The 22,313-nt window shown below is 57.4% G+C and carries 17 protein-coding genes; 5 read left to right on the top strand and 12 right to left on the bottom strand.

The annotated features are described in order from the left end of the window. Positions 1 to 124 precede the first annotated feature (124 nt). The 5 genes from HALLA_RS18155 to HALLA_RS18135 form a co-directional block, all read right to left on the bottom strand. Positions 125 to 1,108, bottom strand: coding sequence for an ABC transporter permease (locus tag HALLA_RS18155; protein ID WP_049954883.1), 984 nt, complete (start codon positions 1,106 to 1,108; stop codon positions 125 to 127). Beyond that, complete coding sequence (locus HALLA_RS18150; protein ID WP_049954882.1) at positions 1,105 to 2,166, bottom strand: ABC transporter ATP-binding protein; 1,062 nt, start codon at positions 2,164 to 2,166, stop codon at positions 1,105 to 1,107. The genes HALLA_RS18155 and HALLA_RS18150 overlap by 4 nt, the downstream gene beginning before the upstream one ends. Next, positions 2,156 to 3,214 (bottom strand): ABC transporter ATP-binding protein, encoded by a 1,059-nt coding sequence (locus tag HALLA_RS18145; protein WP_049954881.1) that lies wholly within the window; start codon positions 3,212 to 3,214, stop codon positions 2,156 to 2,158. The genes HALLA_RS18150 and HALLA_RS18145 overlap by 11 nt, the downstream gene beginning before the upstream one ends. Positions 3,215 to 3,218: 4 nt before the next feature. After that, entirely contained in the window at positions 3,219 to 4,139 is a 921-nt protein-coding gene (locus HALLA_RS18140; protein WP_049954880.1) for an ABC transporter permease, read from the bottom strand. Between the two features lie 203 nt (positions 4,140 to 4,342). Further along, positions 4,343 to 6,076: an ABC transporter substrate-binding protein gene (locus tag HALLA_RS18135; protein ID WP_049954879.1), complete on the bottom strand. Its 1,734-nt coding sequence runs from the start codon at positions 6,074 to 6,076 to the stop codon at positions 4,343 to 4,345. 1,462 nt (positions 6,077 to 7,538) lie between these two features. Here HALLA_RS18135 and HALLA_RS18130 point away from each other — a divergent pair. Further along, positions 7,539 to 8,870: a phenylacetate--CoA ligase family protein gene (locus HALLA_RS18130; RefSeq protein WP_049954878.1), complete on the top strand. Its 1,332-nt coding sequence runs from the start codon at positions 7,539 to 7,541 to the stop codon at positions 8,868 to 8,870. Between the two features lie 303 nt (positions 8,871 to 9,173). Next, positions 9,174 to 9,935 carry an SDR family NAD(P)-dependent oxidoreductase gene (locus HALLA_RS18125; RefSeq protein ID WP_049954877.1) on the top strand — a complete coding sequence of 254 codons (762 nt, stop codon included), beginning with the start codon at positions 9,174 to 9,176 and terminating at the stop codon, positions 9,933 to 9,935. Between the two features lie 73 nt (positions 9,936 to 10,008). Here the strand turns inward: HALLA_RS18125 and HALLA_RS18120 are convergent, their stop codons facing one another. The 3 genes from HALLA_RS18120 to HALLA_RS18110 form a co-directional block, all read right to left on the bottom strand. Continuing rightward, complete coding sequence (locus HALLA_RS18120) at positions 10,009 to 10,512, bottom strand: Zn-ribbon domain-containing OB-fold protein (protein WP_049954876.1); 504 nt, start codon at positions 10,510 to 10,512, stop codon at positions 10,009 to 10,011. Further along, positions 10,509 to 11,702, bottom strand: a complete 1,194-nt coding sequence (locus tag HALLA_RS18115; RefSeq protein WP_049954875.1) for a thiolase C-terminal domain-containing protein — start codon at positions 11,700 to 11,702, stop codon at positions 10,509 to 10,511. Before HALLA_RS18115 ends, HALLA_RS18120 begins: the two co-directional genes overlap by 4 nt. A gap of 250 nt (positions 11,703 to 11,952) precedes the next feature. After that, a complete protein-coding gene (locus HALLA_RS18110) occupies positions 11,953 to 13,626 on the bottom strand; it encodes a CocE/NonD family hydrolase (RefSeq protein WP_049954874.1) in 1,674 nt (557 codons plus the stop codon). A 165-nt stretch (positions 13,627 to 13,791) separates the two neighbouring features. On the opposite strand from HALLA_RS18110, the gene HALLA_RS18105 reads away from it, so the two are divergent. Then, a complete protein-coding gene (locus HALLA_RS18105; protein WP_049954873.1) occupies positions 13,792 to 14,715 on the top strand; it encodes an NAD(P)/FAD-dependent oxidoreductase in 924 nt (307 codons plus the stop codon). 42 nt (positions 14,716 to 14,757) lie between these two features. Here the strand turns inward: HALLA_RS18105 and HALLA_RS18100 are convergent, their stop codons facing one another. After that, positions 14,758 to 15,039: a MoaD/ThiS family protein gene (locus HALLA_RS18100; RefSeq protein WP_049954872.1), complete on the bottom strand. Its 282-nt coding sequence runs from the start codon at positions 15,037 to 15,039 to the stop codon at positions 14,758 to 14,760. 23 nt (positions 15,040 to 15,062) lie between these two features. Next, the gene (locus HALLA_RS18095; RefSeq protein ID WP_049954871.1) at positions 15,063 to 16,739 is read right to left on the bottom strand and encodes an aldehyde ferredoxin oxidoreductase C-terminal domain-containing protein; all 1,677 of its coding nucleotides are present in this window, start codon (positions 16,737 to 16,739) and stop codon (positions 15,063 to 15,065) included. A 238-nt stretch (positions 16,740 to 16,977) separates the two neighbouring features. On the opposite strand from HALLA_RS18095, the gene HALLA_RS18090 reads away from it, so the two are divergent. Beyond that, a complete protein-coding gene (locus HALLA_RS18090) occupies positions 16,978 to 17,763 on the top strand; it encodes an IclR family transcriptional regulator (RefSeq protein ID WP_084569122.1) in 786 nt (261 codons plus the stop codon). A 610-nt stretch (positions 17,764 to 18,373) separates the two neighbouring features. Beyond that, the gene (locus tag HALLA_RS18085; protein WP_049954869.1) at positions 18,374 to 19,414 is read left to right on the top strand and encodes a zinc-binding dehydrogenase; all 1,041 of its coding nucleotides are present in this window, start codon (positions 18,374 to 18,376) and stop codon (positions 19,412 to 19,414) included. A gap of 139 nt (positions 19,415 to 19,553) precedes the next feature. Here the strand turns inward: HALLA_RS18085 and HALLA_RS18080 are convergent, their stop codons facing one another. Both HALLA_RS18080 and HALLA_RS18075 read right to left on the bottom strand, forming a co-directional pair. After that, complete coding sequence (locus tag HALLA_RS18080; protein ID WP_049954868.1) at positions 19,554 to 20,999, bottom strand: aldehyde dehydrogenase family protein; 1,446 nt, start codon at positions 20,997 to 20,999, stop codon at positions 19,554 to 19,556. 136 nt (positions 21,000 to 21,135) lie between these two features. Beyond that, entirely contained in the window at positions 21,136 to 22,284 is a 1,149-nt protein-coding gene (locus HALLA_RS18075) for an acyl-CoA dehydrogenase family protein (protein WP_049954867.1), read from the bottom strand. Between the last annotated feature and the right edge of the window lie 29 nt (positions 22,285 to 22,313).

Genomic DNA, 22,313 nt, shown 5'->3' with positions numbered 1-22,313 from the left:
ACTAACAGGATTCGATCTGTAGAATACCGCTTGCTTTTCGCTTTTGGGTATTACGTTGGAATAGCTCCTGATATATGATGACCTGAATACGAAGTTCTAACAGTAACTCGAATTATCGAAGCCCCTAGTCCTCAATCGTAATCCGTGGATCAATGACTGTATAGAAGATATCGACGAGGAAATTCCCAACGATTATCCAGACTGCGACAAGGATGAAGAGGAACTGAATCGTCGGCGTATCTCGAGCGAGAACTGACTCGAAGAGGAGCGTTCCAATGCCAGGCCAGTTGAAGACTGTTTCAATGAGGACAAGCCCACTGATTGCGGTCGCCGTTTGAGCCGGGAGGAGCGTAATCACGGGGAGTGATGAGTGTTTCATCAGGTGTTTGAAACGGGTTTTGCTCGGTAAGCCTGCAATGCGCTGGAAGTACGTGTATTCCTGTCCTTTCACATCGATAACGCTCCCTCGCATGACCAGCGCCGGGTAGTACAAGAACGTGAGAACGATCGTCGCGAACGGGAGCACGTAGTGCTTCCAAAAATCACCTGTGAGATAGATTTCGTAATGTGATTCGATCGCAGCATACGTTTCACTTGTAGCCATCCCACTAACGGGGAGCCACCCGAGGGTCGACGAGAACACGAGAAGGAGCAAAATCCCGACGAAGAAGTTCGGAGTCGTTCCAGCGACCGTTGGGGGGAGGATACCGTACCGTTCGAGTGCAGTTCCCGACCTCGTCCCCAGTAATCCTCCGTAGACCGATCCCACCACGAATGCAACGAGGATCGCCGGCATTACAAGTATAAGCGAGTTCATCAGTGGGTTCTTGACGTAGTTCCACACCGGTTCACTTGAGACGTGAGATGTCCCGAAGTCCCCTGTCACCAGATTAGTCATATATTCGTAGTATTGTACGTATAGTGGTTGGTTCAGTCCCCACGACTCTCGAATCTCTTCTAACTCCGCGGCTGATGCACCACCTCCGGCGAGTACCGTCGCGTAATCACCCGGCATAAGCCGGAACGCGAGGAACAGGAACGACGCAACTCCGAATATCAGGAAAATCGTCACTACGATGCGACGAAGGTAATAGTGGAGTTTGCTCATTGCTCCGACACCCCCGTCTCAGTGATTTCTGCAGGCGAATGCCCTACGGTCTGCTTATCATAGAGGTGACAGGCGACTTGATGCGAGTTGCCTTCGCCGTGTCGCTTGAACGCGGGTTGTTGGTCGCAAACATCCATTCGCTCCGGACAGCGATCCTTAAATCGGCATCCTGTGGGTAGGTTTTGGGCATCTCCTGGTGTCCCATCAAGCTCAGTCCACGTCCGCTTGTGGAACGGATCTGGGATCGGAATGGCATTGATTAACGCTTGCGTATACGGGTGTTTTGGATCAGTGAGAATCTTCCGTGTTGGTGCACTTTCGATGATTCGACCGAGATACATGACGTTTACTCGATCACACACGTACGACACCGTGGACAGATCGTGAGAAACGTAGAACATCGAAACGTCATACTCTTCGGTGAGTTCGCTCAGGAGTTTCAGAATCGACGCCTGGGTCGATACATCGAGCATCGATACCGGCTCGTCTGCGAGCACGACTTCGGGCTCGAGGATCAACGCTCGAGCGATCGAAACACGCTGTTTCTCGCCCCCTGAAAGCTGTGATTCACGACGGTCAATGTACTCCTCTGGCGGTGTCAGTCGAACCGTCTCGAGCATATCCAGGAGTTCCCCTTCGTCCGTCTCGATGTCGTGTATCTTGAAGGGTTCCTTGAGCGTTTCTCGAACGGTGAAATGCGGGTTCATCGTGTTGAAGGGATCCTGGAAGATCACCTGAATTTTCCGTCGCAGTTGTTTCCAGTCCGCTTTCGTGAACTCCGCAATCGGCTGTCCTTTGAACAGAATCTCTCCGGATGTCGGATCGTGCTCTCCCATGAGCGTCAACAGGAGCGTCGACTTTCCGCAGCCGCTCTCTCCAATGATGCCGTGGACCTGATTCTCGGATAACTCGAGGTCAACGCCATCGACAGCGCGTACTGGCTCCTGTGATTCCCCGAAGAGGGTTTGGCGAACAGTTTCCGCGATGTTCGTCGATTGATCGAAGTGCTTTTCTACGTCTCGGAGTTCGAGTATCGGTTCGGTATCGTCAGTCGTCATCTTCGTATCCCTCACTTTCGATAGCGTTTGCGTGCCGTGTCTCGTTCGTGTTCATATGATCGCTCGCCAACGACTCCATTTCGTCGCTTCGAAAACACGCGACTGCGTGACTATCAGTGCCGTTCAACGAGTCAGCTAACGGCATTGATTCTCGACACTGCTGTTCGGCCCACGGACACCTACTTGCGAACGTACAGTAGTCTACTTCCTCGCGCAACGCGGGAGGACTGCCCTCGATAACCTCGAGTTCGCGGTCCGGGTATCGAGCGTCGGGGAACGATTTCTGGAGGAGTATCGTGTACGGGTGTCTCGGTGCGGAGAAGATTTCCTTCGTCGTCCCTCTCTCTGCGATCTGTCCGCCGTGCATCACTGCGAGCGAATCACAGGTCTCGAAGACGACGGCGATGTCGTGGGTGATGAGCAGCAACGCGAGGTCTCGTTTCTCTCGCAGGTTGTCGATATGTTTGAGGAACTGGTCTTGCATGATAACGTCCAGCGCCGTCGTCGGTTCGTCTGCGATGATCAGCGTCGGATTCAACAGCAATGACATCGCGATGATCGCGCGCTGTTTCATTCCGCCCGAGAACTGGTGGGGATAGTCGGTTACTCTCGACTCCGGGAGGCCGACGATATCGAACAGTTCCTCGAGACGTGATATCGCCTTTTTTTCCGACCAATCGGTGTGCACCCCTGCGATTTCGACGGCCTGCTCACTCAGTTTTGTGAGCGGATTGAGACTATTCATCGCGGCCTGTGGAATCACCGCGATCTCTTTCCAGCGGATTTTTTCGTTGTACTCTTTCTCAGAAAAATCCTGAATTTCCTCTCCTTTGTATCGAATCGTTCCGGAGGTAACCTCACCGTTCGAGTCGAGTCCGCGGATCAAGGACTTTGCGAGGGTACTCTTTCCACAGCCGCTTTCACCGACGAGGCCGAAGTATTCGTTCGAGTCGATAGTGAACGACGCGTCCGTTACGGCGTGGACGTCTTCGCTATCCATCCGGTACGTGATGTCGACGTTTTCGACTTCGAGTAGTGGCTCTGTCATTGTCTTAGGCAACCTGATTGACTTGTTCTTCGTTGACTCGCTCGTAACTCCGTCCGAGCAGGAAAATCGAGAGCACCGTCGAGGAAATCATAAACCCTGGCGGAAGCGCCCACCACCACGCCTCGGTCATGCTCCCCGAGGAGTATGCCCCCCGAAGCATCACGCCCCACGATGGAACGAACGGATCCATGAAGCCCAGGAAGGCAAGACCGGCGCTGAGAAGGATCGTAATCCCCGTTCCGAGGGCGAAAAACAGCACGACCATTCCCATCATATTCGGCAGTATGTGGCGCGTGATAACGTACCAATCGCTCGCGCCGAGCATTTTTGCAGCTTTGATGTGTTCGCGCTCTTTGATCTGTAATACCTGTGATCGAAAGACCCGCGCATTTCCTCGCCACAGTAACAGTCCAATTATGAGCACCGAGCTCCAGAATCCCATCCCGAAATAGGCAACGAGCACGATGGCTGTCGGAATAATCGGAATGCCGTACGCGAAATCAGTCGCTCGCATGAGGAAACTGTCGACTCGACCGCCATAGTAGCCCGACACCATCCCGATCGTGAGGCCGATACTAACGATAACTAACCCTCCGACAACTCCTGTAAGAAGGGTTGAGCTTGCCCCGTAAATCAACTGCGAGAATACGTCTTCCCCAGATGAGGTCGTTCCAAGGAGATGGTCCGATGACGGCGACTCTAGCCTGGCAATTTCCCCGTCTGCGGTCCGGTGGAGGGCATCGTGCTCATACGGCATTATGAACTGATCAAACACACTGATGAACACCAAAATCGTTAGGAATGCGAGGCAAATTATCGTTATTCTATCCGTCATATACTGTTTTATCCCCCTCCTGAAGCTATCGATGAAATCGTTTTCCAGCAGGGAATTCAGTCGACTTTTCACGTCAGTTGTTTCACTCATATTGAGCCAATTGGTATGAAGTCACACAGGGTAACAACATAAAAGTTTCCTTCAGACTCGATTCTCGCCTATCGATCTCCGTATTGCGACTATGCTATATCGCTATCTGATCAGTTATTCTGATTTCGACGACCACTGTACGTCTTCTCATCGAAGATATTTCATACACCTATTGGTAGACTGGCGAGATATTATCAACTAAGTTATTCGACACAGGGAAACTCGTCGGGGTGATCGGTCGGAGCGTCGCCTGCTGGCCATCGCGGGTCCGTATCGATCTCCTCCGGGTACACTAACCGATCATTGTCGTTCCATGTCCATCCTGCTTCCTCGAGGATTTCGCGCGCTCTCTCGGTGTCTCCGCTTGGAGATTGTGCAATCTGGGTCAATCCTTCCGCATCTTCGGGATAAAACGGATGCTGTTCGCCCCACGGTGCCGAATAGAGGTGAATCTCACCATCGTCTCGCGTCAACAGTTCAGCAAGGTACTCCCGGTCGAGCGCTTCCGAAAGCGCGAGCCGGAACTCGCGGAACTGCGTAACCGGGAAACTGTGTTGTGGCTGGAGCCACCAGTCTCCGAAGCCCGGAACACCGACGAGCTCGGCGTAGTCTTCGCCCTCGAGATTGGCTGCCAGATCGCCACCGAGGCTAAATATGACGCCGATATCGCCCTGTTCGAACGACCGGACGGCGCTCGTTTGATCCTCGAACGTTCGCATGACGATGTCTCCTTCGGCGTCGACCCAGTGATCGTCGTACGGCTCTAACTGCAGGAGTTCGTTTCGTCTCCAGTTGGTCACTTGATACGCGCCGGACCCGACGATGGGGTCCAACTCGACGTTGGCGGGGTTTTCTTCCGCACCGCCGTCCAGCCAGACGTCTTTTGGTACGATACCCCACGTCGCTGCCGTTCCCCGGAGGAAGGGGGCGTATGGATCCTCGAAACCGAACTCGACGGTGTGCTCATCGACGGCCTCGATCGAATCGTACGGAACTTCGCTCGCTTCCTGGAAGTGGGCTGTATTTTCGTTAATGAATTCGAACGTCCACTTCACGTCCTCGGCAGTGATGGAGTTCCCGTTGTGGAACGTAGCGTCCTCGCGCAGATTGAACGTAAATTGGGTCGCGTCGTCGTTGATTTCCCAATCCGTTGCGAGATATGGCTGGAGTTCGCGATTCTTATCGAAGTACACCAGCGGGGAATGAATAACGGTGCCCCAAATTGTCGACGGCGTGTTCACCATATAGGTGGACGATTGCATCGCCGTACCGGTAATATTCGTATGAATCGTGTCGCCGTCGGCAGGGGTCATGTCCCGGATAAATAGATCTGTATTTCGATCGGCGACCCCCTGTTCGCCGGTGTCGTCCGCGATATCCACCTGATCCGGACGGTATACCGACCGGACGTACATGGAGAACAAATTGATCGAGGCGACGTCTTCTGACCAGACGCTGACCGCGTCGTGGACGACCGATTCACGCTCTTCTGGATCGGAGATGCTAACCTGTTCGTTCACGAGGTTAGTGAATTCACAACTTGCATACTGGTTTACGTTCCCGAGTCCGTTTGCCCCTGCGCGTTGGGCCTGAAATGATCGGAGAACGTTCTGTGGCTCCAGAAGTTGTGGCATATCCGGATTTACGTCGAGATGGAGATGGCGAGAACGATCGTCGTTGTACAGCTCATCCCACATCGTGTTTATCTCCTTTGTCGAGACCTCGGCTGGCACGCCCAACTCTTCGTCGAGGACATCCCGGATGTGAAGGTGCGCCTGTTCGATCGCAGATTCCGAGGTGACACCAGTCATCGATTCTAAGTAGACGGTTGGAACTGGTTCACCAGGCTTGTGTTCTTGGGCACCGCCGCCCAGACATCCCGCGATGGCACCGCCAGCTGCCGCTGAAAGTGCTCCCATGTACGTTCGCCGATCCATACTCCTCCCTTGGTTCGTCTCTTTGTTACTCATTCTAATTCAGTTACTCTGTCTCAGGCACCCTGTCGTTTGTGTGTGAATGGCACGCCGAAACATTGTTCATAATCATATATATACTTTGCTGATCATGCGATGGTGAGCCACCGCAAAATTCGATGATGGGCTGTTATCGAACGCGCTGGAGTCGTACATTGTTTCTCCACTGGATCGATAGCCCGAAATATATGCGTGTTTCCGTACGAGCAAGCCACTTCTAATTCCTAAAACTACCTGCTGTTGAGCACATTCCATCTGGAATCAATACGAAGATAGCTCCCGAAGACGTTTCGGACCACTCGAGGATCAATCGGGATGGATAGAGCCGTTTGAAAATTCTTTGAGTGTGTCAAACATACCCTCGATCCCGTCTCAATAGATGTTCTGCTACTGTACCCTCGTAATCTAGTCGTTCGAGTGTGTATTTCCTCCTCGATATTTCTCTCACTTGTATGGCGAACGAATCCGATCCTTTGGTGTGTGATATTGTACCAATGCCGTTTAGAAGCGCTTGATGGATGAAAAACAACCATGGTATTACTAACTCCTGAAATTCGTCGATGTATTTCGTCTCGATTTCTCGTTGATATCCTCCCCCAATTTTACACTCATATGGATGTATTCGGTAGTGCTGTTAGCGGCTATTCTTTTTGAGATCAGCAAATCGAGTCCGGGTACAACAGTATTCATCATGGTCGTTTGGGTCGGCAAACACGCCGACCGACATCGTTTCCGTAGATTTTCGGGCAACAACCATCGAGACCGTTTCTTGTACGCCTCCGATCGTCTCGCGTTTGGAGGGTCCGGTATTGTTCGCTCCTCGAGATGACCGTCCGGTTTCGAAGCCGTACCTGCGAAGAGGAACCGATTCGTTGTTCGCCTCGCTAGATTCTGTTTTCGATACCGTTCTTTTCTGACACCCTTCCGATATCTACTGTCCATATCGGGTTCTTCGCTGCTCATCCGGTCTGATTTTTTCTTGATGTGGTTTCCGACTATTTGGTATCGTCAAATGTAGTCGCACCCTTTTGTGCCATCCCCTTTTGCTTTCCAGTTCACTTTCCTCAACATATTCGATTGGGACGCCCCATTGTGGTACAGAGGATGGGGTCATACCGAGTGATTGCGGCTGTACGAGGAACTTCCCGTCCGTTAATCGACGGTTCTCAATAGTACGCTCGTTTCCGTGCTCGAGTACAGTAACAATCGTCGCATTCGAGAATTGACTGTGCCGTAGAACGGGAGTAAACTGTATCTGCGCTCTTCGCGAGGACAACCAGCGGTGGAGTGTTACCGTTATACTCTTACTATCGGTGACGGATACTTCGATATTTGTCGAGCCGAGCGGTTTCTTGGTCCGTAATCGTCTAGCCAAAGAGAGCCTGAACCGATAGACTGAATTAGATAGGCGATTAGTTACATCACCATGGTTGATGTCTACGACCAGATAGAGGTCCAACCGTGGGAAGAGATTCTCGCCAAACACGAGCGTCTTCTCCCTGATCAACTCGAGTATCTCACCGAACAATCAAACTATTATCGGCGTCTGTTCGAAGAGTGGGGTGTCGATCCCACAGCAATCGATACGCTAGAGGAGTTCGCTGAACTCCCGTTTATGACCAAGCAGGACGAACGTGACTGTCAAGCGTCCCAGACGCCGTCACAACCACTCGGTGACCACCAAACCGCGCCGACTTCGGCACTCAATCGCGTCATCTCATCGTCCGGTACAACTGGAAAGCCCACATATTTCGGGCTCACGTCGAAAGATCGGCGCGACTGGAACACCGTACAGCAACGCGCGTTTTACACCACCGGGGTCCGCTCTGCGGATACGGTGCTGTTCGGGGCCGGGCAAACGATGATCACCGGCGGCACACCGTACTTCGAGTCACTGACGAAGATGGGTGCGAACGTCGTCCCTGCAGGAGGCGAGAGTACCGACCGATTGCTTTCAGTCGCGAGCGACGTTCATCCGGACGTCCTCTGGACGACCACCTCTCATGTTCAGTACTTGACCGAACAGGCGGAGGAGGTCTGTGGTGTCTCGCCGGCTGACCTGCCGATGACGAAGGTCATCGGCGGGGGTGGCCCCGGGATTTCTAATCCGGAGATTCGAGCCGAGTTCTACGATGCGTGGGACGCGAACCTGGTACGCGAGGCGATGGGGCTTGGTGACGTCATCGGCTGTATGTGGGCCGAATGTGAGGAAGAATCGGGGATGCACTTCCACGCGCAAGGGCACGCACACGTCGAATTGGTCGATCCGGATAGCGGGGAAACCAAACCCTTCGAAACCGGTGCGGAGGGAGAACTCGTGTATACCCATCTCCGCCGCGAAGCGACACCACTGGTCCGGTTCCGCTCGGGCGATTACGCTCGCGTAACCGGAACCAACTGTGATTGTGGTCGGACTGCCCCGAAGATTCAGTGTATCGGTCGGACCGACGATATGCTCATCTACAAGGGAATGAACGTCTTCCCAACGGCGATCCGCGACGTCATCTCCGAAGTCGAGGGTGTTCCACCGCGCGTTCGAATCGTCGTACCCGACGAGGACAAGGTCCACTTCGAGGATCCGATCTCGATCGAGATCGCGGCCGAACCGGACACCACCCGCGCCGAGTCGGAGCTCATTAACGAAGTCGTCGAGGTCGTTCGCGGCCAGCTCAAGGTCCGAGTCGACCCGACGGTCGTCGATGTCGATGCTCTCCCGGCTGACGAGTACAAGACGAACCTCGTCGAAGTCCGTGACTGATCCGCTCGGAGCGCCAGAGCACTAAGATAGCATCGGTCTGACGAAGGAACGCTCACCGGAATCGTGGATATCAGTATTGGACTGGCTGATCCGCCTCCCTAATCGAATTGAAGGCGTTTAGCAGACTCGGGGTGTCCGTCTATCCAGTCAGTAGTGAATCGTCTAACTGACCGGAAACTCCATGGCCGGCCGCACCGATTCGTTGGGGACACATTAGCGCTCGTCGATGGTAGAGCCATCCTGGTCATCTCTCCTCGAGTGAAAATTCGGTACGTTTATCCTTGTTGCACGAGACCCAGACACATGGTCACTATCGATCTCGATGGAGAGACTGCTATCGTCACTGGCGGAGCGCAGGGGTTCGGACGCGAAATCGCCACGCGGCTCGGCGAGGCCGGCAGCAACATTGTCATAGCCGATGTTCAGGTCGAAAAGGCCGAAAAAACGGCCGGAGATCTCCGGACCGAGGGGATTAACACGGAAGTTGTCGACTGCGACGTAACCGATCCGGCGTCGGCAGAGGCTCTGGTCGAGGCGACGGTCGAACGGTTCGGCGGCGTGGAAATCCTCGTCAACAACGCCGGCGGAAGCACGACCGACCACTTCACCGAACTCGACTTCGACACGTGGTTCGACGGCGTCTCCCTCAATCTCTCGGGACCGTTCAACTGTTCGAAGGCCGTCGCCTCGGAAATGCGCGAGCACGGTCACGGCCGGATCGTCAACATCTCCTCGATGGCCGGACGGAACGTCACCGTCCACGGGAACGCCAGCTACACCGCCTCGAAGTGGGGCCTGATCGGCCTCTCGAAGCACACGGCCCGGGACCTCGGTCCGGACGTCAGGGTGAACGCGCTCTGTCCCGGCGGCGGCCCGAACGGCCCGCTTGGCCACGGGGTCACCTCCGAAGACGTTGCGAACGGCGTCCTGTTACTCGTCTCCGATCTCGCCGGCTACGTCAACGGAACGGTACTCGAGGTCGACGGCGGCGGTAACCTGAACGAGCGCCCGGATTACCTCGAGAAGCCCCCGGAGGAGTGGCCCGACTTCTTGCAGGACCAGTAACGCTATCGAGAATCGGGCGACGATATTCCTTCGGTGTTGGATCCAAATCAATGAGAGCAACCGCTCGGTATCGTCACTCTGGCGTCCGATGTGCAGGTTCGAACCGGTAAAACACGCGGTCTTCGTCGCGGGAATCGTCGATATCCACGACTTTCAACCTCATGCGGTCCCCGATACTGAGGTCGTCGTACCCTACTTCGTCGATACGAGCCGAGAGTCGAACGTCTGCGCCCTCGAGATCGATAATCCCGACGACGAACGGAACGTCTTCGGCCATCCCGATGGGTGCGCTCCCGCGGACGACGGAGAACGCGAAGAGCGTCCCCTCGTGCGGGAGCGACGTGTAGGTAAGGTCGTCACTGGTACACTCCGGACAAACCACGCGGGGTGGAAAGTGGAGAGCATCGCAGTTCTCGCACGTCGTCGTCGATAGCGACCCGTCACGAAGGCGGTCGTAAAACTCGTGGATGCGCGTGTGGTCCTCGGACTGGAGTTCGTAGAAGTCGAACAGCCGCGGGAACTCGATCCGATCCGGTACGTCGACGGTGTCTCGTGGTCGATCTGTGTTGTTGTTCATTGTGGATCCCTCGCGAGCGTCATCACGCTGTGTACCGAGGCGCTTCCGCTGAGATTGTGAATCAATCCGGTCTCCGGACCGTCTGGAACCTGCCTGGCGTCAGGTACGTCCCCGGCGAACTGGCGGTAGATCTCCAGCGCCTGTGAGATTCCAGTCGCACCGAGCGGGTGTCCGCAGCCGAGCAATCCCCCGCGGGGATTGACGGCGATGTCGCCGTCGAGAGCGCTCCGCCCGTCTTCGACGAACCGTCCACCCTCGCCCTTTTCGACCCACCCGAGATCCTCGTACTCGACGATCTCGCTGATAGAGAAACAATCGTGGATCTCGGCGACATCCAGCGCTTCGACGGGATCTTCGATACCGGCTTGCTCGTACGCCTGTTCGGCTGCGACGGTCGCCTGCGGCCACGCCGACAGTGAGGGGAGGTTGTTGATGGAGTTGCTCGCCATGCACGATTGGCCGCTTCCCGTGATGTACGCGGCCGTGTCCGTGAGTTCTCGAGCTTTCTCTTCGCTTACGAGAACGAGCGCCGCTGCCCCGTCCGTAATCCCGCTGCAGTCGAACAGATTGAGCGGGGGCGCGACCGGATAGGACTCAAGCACGTCGTCGACGTCGATTTCCTTCTGGAACTGCGCGTAGGGATTGCTCGCTGCGTGGGTTTTGTTTTTCGCACTCACTGCGGCGAGCTGTTCCTTTGTCGTCCCGTACTCGTGCATATGCCGCTGGGCTATGAGCGAGAAATACGAGGGCGCGTTCAACCCGTTCACGCCGTCGAACTCCCGATCGACGACGTTCATCATGCTCGATTGCATCTCCTCGGTGTGATCGTCCGGGAGGTTCATCTTTTCCACCCCGATGACGAGCGCGGTGTCTAACTGCCCGGCGGCGATGGCGAGCCAGGCGTACCGCAGCGCGGCCTGTCCGCTCGCGCAGGCCAGTTCCGTTCGGGCGATCATCGAGTCCACGTCGATACCGAGCAACTCGGCGACCAGCGGCGCCACGTGCGATTGGAAGGCGAACCGTTCGGGCTGGACGGCACCGACGAACAGCCCCTCGATGTCGCTGGGACCGACGCCGGGAACGTCGTCGAACGCCTCTTTTCCTGCCTCCTGTGCGAGATCCTTCCACGTCGCCTCTCGTTTGCCCCAGCGAGTGTGACCGCCGCCGACGACCGCTGCCGTCCGCGTCATCGGTCGAATCCTCTCGCTTTGTCGCGATACACCTGCGCCCGCATCTCACCGAGGGTGTGCGGCTCCTCGAGCCGAAACAAACCGTCTGGGTATACACTACTGTCCGCTTTCATCGTTTCACCATTGGATGGGATCGTAATCAGTGTTGCGTTAGTTATTCACACGCCATCGTAGCGTATGAACACTGATCGGGAGGCCGTGTTTGTGTGTCCACCTATTCGACTCCACTGAACCTTACGGACGTCCGTCCTCAGTTCTCCGGGCCCGGAGGGACCTCGGGGATCACGAGATGCGAATCGTACTCCCCACCCGTATGGATCGTATGGGCCCCTTCGTTGATCGTCTCTAACCCGAGCGCCGTTTCCCCTCGGTTTCTGGCGGGATACGTCACTTCCAGGTTTTCGTGGCCGAATGCGGTCCCCGCTATTTCGACTCGCAGCGTTTCCCCTTCTCGATAGAACGTCCCCGACGGACGGATCGGGATCCGACAGTCGATGGGTTCTCCCGGACGCACCGGTTCCGGGTCCGTCCGCTGCTCGAGGATGGGTTCCCATCGAGTGGATTTCTCCGAATCAAGCCCCTTGTGAGAGAGGCGGAGGAAACCGAGCGCCACGGGGTGATAGAGCGGCGCGGCGTAGCCGTGGAATTTCACCTCGTTCCCGTCCCGGTCGAGTTTCCGCACGGTGACGAAGAGGTCGGCGTCCGGCGCTTCTTCGGGTGTCACCCAGAGCTTCAGGCTTTGATACCCGACCAACGAAGTCGCCTCCTCGAACGTGAAATCGAACGTTACGCTGTCGGAAGTGCTCGAGTCGTAGCTGACCGCGCTCTCCCGATCGGGCGTCCCTCGTTCGGTGAGTCCGGCGTTCGTCGCGTCGAGGTGGAGCGTCCGGTACTCCGTATCGGGCAGCGGGAAGTCCGATTCCGACCGAACGGACCAACTGCGGAGCGAGTCGCGTACTTCCGTTCGCACCGGCCTCTCGGTTAGGATTCGCTCATCGGTCCCCTTCAAGAAGTGATCGAAGAACCGTTTCCGAAAGGCTTGGGCCTCCGTTTCGTAAAACGTCGCCCACTTCTCTCGACCGTGGTTGTAGAGCCACTTGCGCTCGGAAGCAATGTTTCGAAACGCCCTGAAATCGCCCCGGCTGAAGAGGCCGTGACTCGACCACGAGCCGCAAATCAGGGCGGGTTGTGTGATCTCTTCGAATAGTTCGTCCTCGGGCCTGTTGTCGCCGGTAGGCGGGTTCGTCTCCTCGGGTGCGGCCCACGCCGGATCGTGGGGGACAGGGAAATCGTCGGTCGACGTCGGGGACGTAACCGGACCGATCCCACCGTGATCGTACAGATCGTCCGGGGTGCCCTGCCAGGGACAGATCGCCTTCAAGTGAGGCGGATCCTCGGCAGCTGCGTAATACTGGAGGATAGAGCAGATCGAAACGCCGCTCAGTCCGACGTTGCCGTTGCTCCACTCCTGACGGCCTGCCCACTCGATGGCGTCGTACATGTCGCGCCCCCAGGATTCGAATCCGGTAAATTCTCCCGGCGATCGTCCGAACCCTCTCCCGTCCACGACGATGTTCACGTACCCTTGCGGGACCCAGAAGTTGTGATTCTCCGATTCGAACGTACACGAGTGGGCGATCGGCGGGCTCCACGGCTCGTACCCGACGCCCGTTCCCGGCCATCGCTCGCCGAACAGTTCCTCCGCTTGCCCCCAGTAGATGTCTTTACCCCAGCCGGTAAACTCCATGATCACGGGGTACTCATCGGGTACTTCACCCGTTTTCTCGCCGGGTTCTGTTGGACGATAGATGTTGCCGGATAACTCCAACCCATCGCGCATGGGAATAGGTGTGTCCGTCTCTTTGATGATACCGGTCGCAATACCCTCGACCGTCGACTCCCAGACTTCGTCCGATTCCGTCATCTCTCGCTGTCTGTTATCAATTACCATTCTAGTGCACAGATGCAGTATCACGGACCATGCACTTAAGAAATGGTATCGGGGCGGCGATCACCGCCGTGAGCGAGTGGTCGGCACCGAATACAGGGGAACGTTTTTCACCGGGTAGATAGCATCTACTGCTACGCAATGGTTTACGATATCGCGATCGTTGGAACCGGACCCGCCGGTCTCAGCGCAGGCGCCTACGCGGGACGAAGAGGCTACGACACGCTGTTCTTCGAGAACGAATCGATCGGCGGACAACTCGTGAATCGGCACGAAATTCGATCCTATCCGGGGTTCCCGGACGGGATCGCCGGAACCGAATTTCGGTCGCGACTCGTCAATACGGCCGAGGCCTACGAACCAGACGTCGAGATGGGCGCCGTCGAAGCCATCGAACCCGGTTCCCCACACGAACTTCATACCCAACACGATCAGTTCAGCGCCAAGGCAGTCGTACTCGCGTCCGGAAGCAGTCCGAAGCGACTCGGCGTCCCCGGAGAAACGGACTACTGGGGACGAGGCGTATTCGACTGTGCGACCTGCGACGGTCCGCTCTACGCCGGGGAACGGATCGCCGTCGTCGGCGGTCGAAACCACGCCGTCATCGACGCGCTGTTTTTGACCGACCACGCCTCCGAGGTCCTGTTGATCGAAGAAGCAACGCAACTAACTGCCGACGAATCGCTCGCGGCGGACGCTCGATCGAATCAGGCTCTCGAAATCCGCACCGAGACGACGGTCACCGAGATAGAGGGTGAAGACGGCGTCGTTGATGCGATACGGGTACACGACCACGAAACCGACGACGAGCGGACGGTGCCAGTCGGCGGCGTGAACGTCAACGTCGGTGCCGTTCCGAACACCGCATTCCTCGAGGGCACCGTCGATCTCGACGACGACGGGAGCGTGATCGTGGGCGCGAACATGGAGACGTCTGTCGAGGGTATCTACGCGGCGGGAGACGTTCGAACGGAAAGTCCGCTCGAAGTTGCCGCCGCGGTTGGCGACGGCGTCACTGCCGTCAGATCGGCCAGGACTCGTATCGAGGCGGACTCGAATTCGTAGCGCCAGTGGCGGAGTGGTCCATTTCCAGCCCGAATCGTCTACTCACCCGCCGTGAATCGGCGGTGAAATGCGAACGAGGTCACCGTCTGTCAACACCGTCTCGCGTCCCTCGAGCGTCTTCGTGCTCCGTTTGTTGATGGTGACGACAACGGCTGTCGTGTCTCTCTCGTCCGCCTCGCCGAGTATTGCTCGAGCCCCGTCGAATTCAGCACACAATCGGTCTAACAGGTCTCCGACGGTCGAATCCGATTCGAGCGTGCACTGATAGCGTTTCTCTCCGATAACCTCCCGAAGCGGCCCGAAGGCGTGAACGTCGACTTTCATAGTTCGCGTTGTTCGGGTGACGGTCAGTTCGTCGACGGTACCGCGGTGGCGGCAGTTTCGATCGCTGACTCGGGAACGGTTCCGTCGTCGTTCAGGCCGCGAGCGTCGTAGTATTCCGCTATGGCCGCATCGAGATCGGGAATTTCGTACGGAAGCTCGTCGTCCGCGTGATCGATTCCGCGTCGATTGTTGAAATGGCGCTCGAGCTGGACGGTTCGTGACCCGACCTCGAGGAGCTCGTCGTAGGATGCGTCGAAGAGCGTCTCGAGTCGTTCATCGGTAACGTACTCGCTTCCGAACGCACAGACGATTCCGGTATCACGAAACGCCGAGAAGTTTTCCTGTTCGACGAGCGTGTCCGCCTTTCCGATCGTCCCCTCGGGATCGAGCTGTCCGCTGTACTCGAGCGACAACATTCCGGCGTACATGTGATCGGCACCGCGGTTGGCGACGGCGTAGGACAGTCCCTGTCCGTGGAGAACGCGGCCGTCGTGGGCGGCGAACTCCATTCCTTTGACCGTGAAGTCCTCGACGCCGAGTTCGTCGTGACAGCGGGCGACACCTTCCGCGAGGGCGTCTCCAATTCCGTCGCGATAGGCGATTTGTTCCGTCACTCGCTGTGCCAGGCCAGCGTTTCCGAACTCGTCTTCGCTCGCGAGGTACGCAGCGACCGTCACGCCCGCGGAGACGGTGTCCATCCCGAGCGAATCGCAGAGTTCGTTCCCCTTCATCACGTCGACGATGTCGTCGACGCCCTGGCTCGAGCCGAACGCGTAAATCGTCTCGAACTCCGGCCCCTCCGTCTCGATGCCAGTCTCCTCGTCGCGCGTCGGGAGTTTGCAGGCGTAGGCACACGCCGAACACGCTCCTTTCTTGTACTTTTTCTCCTCGACGGCGTTCCCGCCGATATCCGCCGCGTGCTCGAATTCGTACTCCTCGAAGTACCGCGTGGGGAGCGAGAAGTTGTCGTTGATGAACTCCGTCCCGCCCGCCGTCCCCTGCCGACGCATCGGGTCGTCCGACTGGGCGGCCTCCCGGTGGACGTCCATCTCCGGTGGATCCGGAATCTCGACTTGTGGTTCTGCGTCTCCCGAAAAGGTGACGCACTTGACGTTCTTCGATCCGAGTATCGCACCGAGTCCACCGCGACCGAACGTTCTGGAGTCGAAGGTCATCACCGAGGCGAACCGGACGAGGTTCTCGCCCGCCGGTCCGATCGCGATGCAGTGTTCGGGTCCGAGATCGCGGGTGGTTTCGACGTATTCTGATACTTCCGGAACCGTCGCCCCCTCGAGTTCCGGCACCGCTTCGAAGGTGACGCCGTCGTCGGACACGTGGATCGCCAGCAATTCGTCGCTCGCACCGGTCACCTCGAGGACGCTGATCCCTGTACTCACGAAGTTACGCGAGAGGTATCCGCCAGCATTGCTCGAGACTAAACCGTCGGTCAGCGGAGAGAGCCCGGTCATATTCATCCGACCCGTAAAGGACATCTGTGACTGCTGCAGCGGACCGGTCGACAGATACGCCCTGTTTTCCGGACCGAACGGATCGGCGTCGAAGGGGATCCGTTCGTGAGCGAGCGCAGTCGCCGCCGCGCGTCCGCCGACGTGTGTCTCGAGCAACGAGTCGATAGTCGTTTTCGTCGCCGTTCGGTCGTCGACGTTCACGGTCAGTAACGGCCCGGTTGCGTGAATCATATGCCACGATTATCGGTGCAAGACCTTAACTGTAAAGGGAAAATGCGTTTGTTCTCAAAAACCAAGCGGAGTGGTAGGAAGTTTGGGCGTATTAGACACAGCGTTTACCCGAAGATACCTCCTCGAGTAGGCGGTCTAGAGTGCTCGTTGTCTCCTCTATGAGATATCTACTACACTTCCATACATCGGATATTTGATCCTCGCAAAGAATATATGCCCACATTTGGTATTACAAACCATGCCAAATGAAATGCGGCGGATCCAATCGGTCGATCGAGCGTTTCAGATACTCCGTCAGATCAATGAAAACGGCTGTAGCAGCATCTCTGAGATTTCCGAAGATATCGGACTCTCGCCCGGGACCGTCCACACACATCTTGCGACGCTGAAGGCGAACGGCTTCGTCCAACAGGAGGGGGAAAAATACAAACTGGGGATGGAGTTTATTCCGTTCAGTGAGCGGGTACGAGGCCAGACGGAGCTCTTTCGAGCAGGGAAAATGGAGGTCGAAAAATTAGCTCACGAGTACGATGCCGTCGCGCACTTGATAACCGAATATCAGAAGAAGACGCTCATCCTATACGAGACGTTCGGAAAGGACGCTATCGGGAAGGAAATCCATACGAAAAAAAGAGACGAACCGCAGGTCCACACCCACTGTACGGCCGGTGGCAAGGCGATACTCGCTCATCTACCGGAATCGAGAGTCGAGCAAATCATCGACCAACACGGGTTGCCGACGTACACCTCGCACACGATAACTGATGAGGAGGCGCTGTACGAGGAACTCGACCGTATTCGCGACCAGCGATACGCCGTCAACAACGAGGAAGTCGTATACGGCAACCAGGGTATTGGTGCGCCCATTATCGATAAGAACGAAGGCGTCCTCGGTGCGATAAGCATCTCAGGGCCGGCCAACAATTGGCGGGGAGAACAACTCGAGGACGAACTCTCCAAGGCGGTCATTCGATCGGCGAACAACATTGAAATTAACATTCACACTGGGACTGGGTTACTGTAGTTTTTGACAGTATCAAAACGACTCGTGCAAATCCCAGCAACTCATACAACCATACCGTTGTAAAATTGGTTTCCCAAATTCAATTAACACGCTTCATTTGGCCACAAAGTTCAAATAATTCGGTACGTAGCCGTGACTCTCTCAGCCAGATAGAGTTCATTGTGACCAAACCACATATCTGTGTAGATTGCGACAAACGACCTCGAACAGCGGGTTTCTTCTCTTTCAATACAATTCACACTCGTGGTACAACAACAAAACCGGTGTAGGGGAGCAAATTCAAGCACTATCTGCAAGTACGTGCCATGTTATTTGATACCTTCAAATACTGTGTCGCGTTATTGCGCTGGGTAGACTCTCCGTGATACCTCGCCTTCGCGCCGTTTTGCGCGAGTCACGCCCAACATAGCGAGTCGGAATACGAACGCTTCGAGGGTCGTAGTATCGAAACGAGCGACAACCGGATCAAAAACACCAGCAAAGGCCGTCGAACGGACTCTGGTAGTGATTCCGTTTCCAATCCGTCGGTAGCCCACTGAACGTTTGATGACGCCGTTCACTTCACGCTCCCTATCTTTTATGACAGACCGGTTCGTATTCAGTACTGGTTATGAAAGCAGCTCAGTACTACGGAAACCGGGATATTAGAGTCGATGAGGTGGCGGAACCATCCCCCGATGCGGGGGAGGTGCTCATCGAAGTGGCAGCGTGTGGTATTTGCGGGTCCGATCTAGGGGAATACCTTCACGGTCCTCGGTACGATGACGATGACTATCTGCCGTACATCATGGGCCACGAGGTTGGAGGGACTGTTGTAGAGGTCGGCGACGATGTCGATATCGAAATCGGGACCGAAATCGTATTGAATCCGCTCGTCGCCTGCGAGGAGTGTTCGTGTTGCGAGGAATCCAAATATAACCTCTGTCGGGACCTCCAGGTCATCGGGGCTCAACGACCCGGCGCCTACGCAGAGCGGGTCACCGCGCCAGCGAGCAACGTTGTCCCCCTCCCAGATGGTGTTTCGCCGCAAGCAGCCGCAGTGTCAGAACCGGTAACGGTGGCGTTTCACGCCGTTATGCAGTCCCCGCTCCGCGACGGACATTCCGTCGCGGTCATCGGTCTTGGCCCCATCGGGTTGGGCTTGGTCCAGCTCGTAAAGGCTGCCGGGGCAGGCCCCATTTTCGCCTCGGGCCACCGGGAAGCACGGCGAGAGCTAGCAGCTGAGTGCGGCGCGGACGTTGTGATCGATCCGAGGGAGACGGATCCGATCGAGCAAATCAGGTCAAAGACGGACGGCGGCGTCGATGTCGCGTTCGAAATGGCCGGTCGAGAATCGGCGCTCAACGATGCCATCAACGCAACCAAACCGGGCGGGCACACCACCCTCGTCGGCGTGTTCGAAGACGATGTGGAGATCGATCCGATGGATCTCGTCAACAACGAGCGTTCTGTCAACGCCTCCGCCGCCTACCGGACGGGGCCGCATGCGGACCGAGACTTCAGTGCAGTTCTCGAGAAATTCGCCACCGGGGAGATAGATCACGAACCTCTCGTCACCTCGCGGATCGGTCTCGAGGACATCGTCGACGACGGATTCGAGGCGCTCGCCAACGCCGATAGCGGAGAGGTGAAGGTTCTGGTTCAGCCGTGAATTGACGGCCGTGAACGTCTCCGAACGCGACCCAACTCGACTCGAGACGGGAGGCACTGATCGGCAGAAGGGGCGCCTGAGTCTGTAGCCGCGCAGCCGAGCGCGGAGGAAACTGTATCGCTGCTGTAGCGCCGTACGGCTACTCGTCGAGCGTCACGTCGATACAGATGTTTTTCGTCTGGAGATACGAATCGAGCGATTCGAGTCCCATCTCTCGACCGATTCCGCTTTTCTTCATTCCGCCGAACGGCGTTCCCGCCGACCCGCCGAACCACTGGTTCACGTATATCGATCCGGCTTCGATCTCGCGGGCCGTCTGGAGCGCCTGCTTGATGTCGTTCGAGAAAACCCCGCCGGTCAGCCCGAGTTCGATGTCGTTCGCGATCTCGACGGCTTCCGCGCGATCCGAGAACGGGATGACCGTCAGCACCGGCCCGAAAATCTCCTCCTGGGCGATCTGCATTTCGTTTCGGACGTCCGAGAAGACCGTCGGCTCGACGAAGTATCCGTCCCCCTCAGGCGCTTTGCCGCCCGTCTCGAGCGTCGCGCCCTCCTCGAGACCGATGTCGATGTAGTCGAGTACCTTCTCGTGGTGTTCGGCGTGGTTGAGCGGACCCATATCGGGATCTTCCATGCCCGGTCCGAGCGTGTAGGCTTCGGCCCGTTCGACGATCCGCTCGACGAACTCGTCGTAGATCGATTCGTGGACGATGGCTCGATCGGCGGCGGCACAGATCTGTCCCGTGTTGCTGAAGATTCCGATCGAGATCGCGTTCACCGCCTCCTCGAGATCGGCGTCGGGCAGCACGATAGCCGGATTCTTGCCCCCGAGCTCGAGCGTGACCGGGGTGATGGTCTTCGCTGCAGATTCCATCACTGCCTGTCCGGTAGGGACGCTTCCGGTGAACGAGATCGTGTCGACGCCGTCGTGCGAGGACAGCGCGGCCCCGGGCTCGGTCGCCCCGGTGACGACGTTGATGACGCCGTCTGGGACGCCCGCTTCCTTACAGATCTCCGCGAGGTGAAGAGACGAAAGCGGCGTCGTCGGTGCGGGTTTGATAACGACCGCGTTTCCCGCGACGAGCGCCGGTGCGGTTCCCTGCGCGCTCAAATTGAGCGGGGCGTTCCACGGGATGATCTGGGCGCTTACCCCGTATGGCTCTCGCATCGTGAAATCGACGGTATCCTCGCCGACCGGGATGCTCTTTCCCTCGAGTTTGTCCGCCGCACCCGCGTAATACTCGAAGCACCCGGCTGCCCCCTCGACGGCACCCCGGGACGCCGTCAACGGCTTTCCCTGATCGAGCGTTTCGATTTCCGTGAGCGTCTCCGCGTGCTCGCGGATGCCGTCCGCGATTCGCTGCACGATATCCCCCCGTTCACCGGGTCTTTTTGCCTGCCACTCCTCGAGCGAACCCCTCGCGGCCGCGACCGCCTCGTCGACGTCGTCGGCGGTCCCCGCCGCGAACTCCGCGATCGGCTCCTCCGTTGCGGGATCTTCCGTCGTGAGGTAGTCGCCGCTCGAGGCCTCCACCGTCTCGCCATCGATGAACAACTCGTACGTTTCCTTTATTTCGATTGACATAGTATATCAACAGCGGGGCTGCATCGGTGTTCCGGTAAACCGCTGTAGAACGTTACAACGAGTTCATACTAATTAATTTTACCGATGCCCGAACGGTGGCGACGAGTCCGCCGGGGCAGTTCTCCGATGAAGCTGTCTACGTGTTCCGATAGATAAGATCGCGCTGAATTTCGTTGACACCCTCGTAGATGATGGGGAGTCGCGCGTCGCGGTAGAGCCTGGAGATCCGACGTTCGTTTAGAACGCCGCGTCCGCCGTGGAGGCACATCCCGGTCTCGGTACACTCGACGGCGGTTTCGGTCGCCTTCGTCTTCGCCATCGCGGCCCAGTCGGTCGCCTCCTCCGACCCTTCTACGCGCTCCGCGGCACGCCACGTCAGCGCACGTGCACTCTCGAACTCCGTCCGGGCATCCGCGAGGTCGTGCTGAACGGATTGAAAGTCGCCGACCGGGCGACCGAATTCCTCGCGCTGCTCGACGAAGTCCCACGTCTCCTCGAGGGCTGCGGCCGCTATTCCGAGGCCGTGCCCGCTCGTGGAGACGCGGCCGTGATCGAAGAACTCGGCGACCGTTCGGAACCCCGCACCCTCCTCGCCTACGAGGTTCGCTTCCGGAACCCGGCAGTCGTCGAACTCGATGTGGGCCTGTTGGGACGCCCGCATCCCGATCTTTTCGGGGATGTGTTCCGCGGTGTACCCCGGTTCGTCCGTCGGGACGACAAACAGGGAGTGGTTCCCGTGTCGGTCCTCCGAGTCCGACCCGGTCTTCGCGTACACGAGGATCCAGTCGGCGTCGATCCCGTTTCCGATCCAGTACTTCTCGCCGTCGATCACCCACTCGCCGCCGTCGCGCTCCGCGGCGGTCGTCATCCCCGCGAGGTCGCTCCCCGTTTCCGGTTCCGATATCGCCATCCCGGCGAACTCCTCGCCCGAGGCGATCGGCGGCAGGAGCGTTCGCTTCTGTCGTTCCGTTCCGTAGCGCTCGAGGATGTTCGCGCCAAAACTCCGTCCTCGAATCGCCATCCCGATTCCCGCGTCCGCCCGGAAGAACTCCTCCGTAATCGCCAGACTCTCGAGAAGCGATGCGCCGCGCCCGCCGTACTCCTCGCCGATTTCGATTCCGACGAAGCCGGCGTCGCTCGCTGCGTCGACGACCGCCGTCGGGTACGTTCCGTCGTCGAAGTGTCGCTCGGCGTTCGGCTCGATGTAGTCGCGCGCGAACGCTCGAGCCTCGCGCTTTGCGGTTCGAGCGGATTCCGGAACGAGTGACTCGTCGAGTAACTCCATACCGGGTGGACGAAAAACGGCGACAAAAT

Source organism: Halostagnicola larsenii XH-48 (genome assembly GCF_000517625.1).
GTDB classification, from domain to species: domain Archaea; phylum Halobacteriota; class Halobacteria; order Halobacteriales; family Natrialbaceae; genus Halostagnicola; species Halostagnicola larsenii.
The sequence above is the reverse complement of the archived record's forward strand: the minus strand, read 5'-3'. Positions and strand labels throughout refer to the sequence as shown.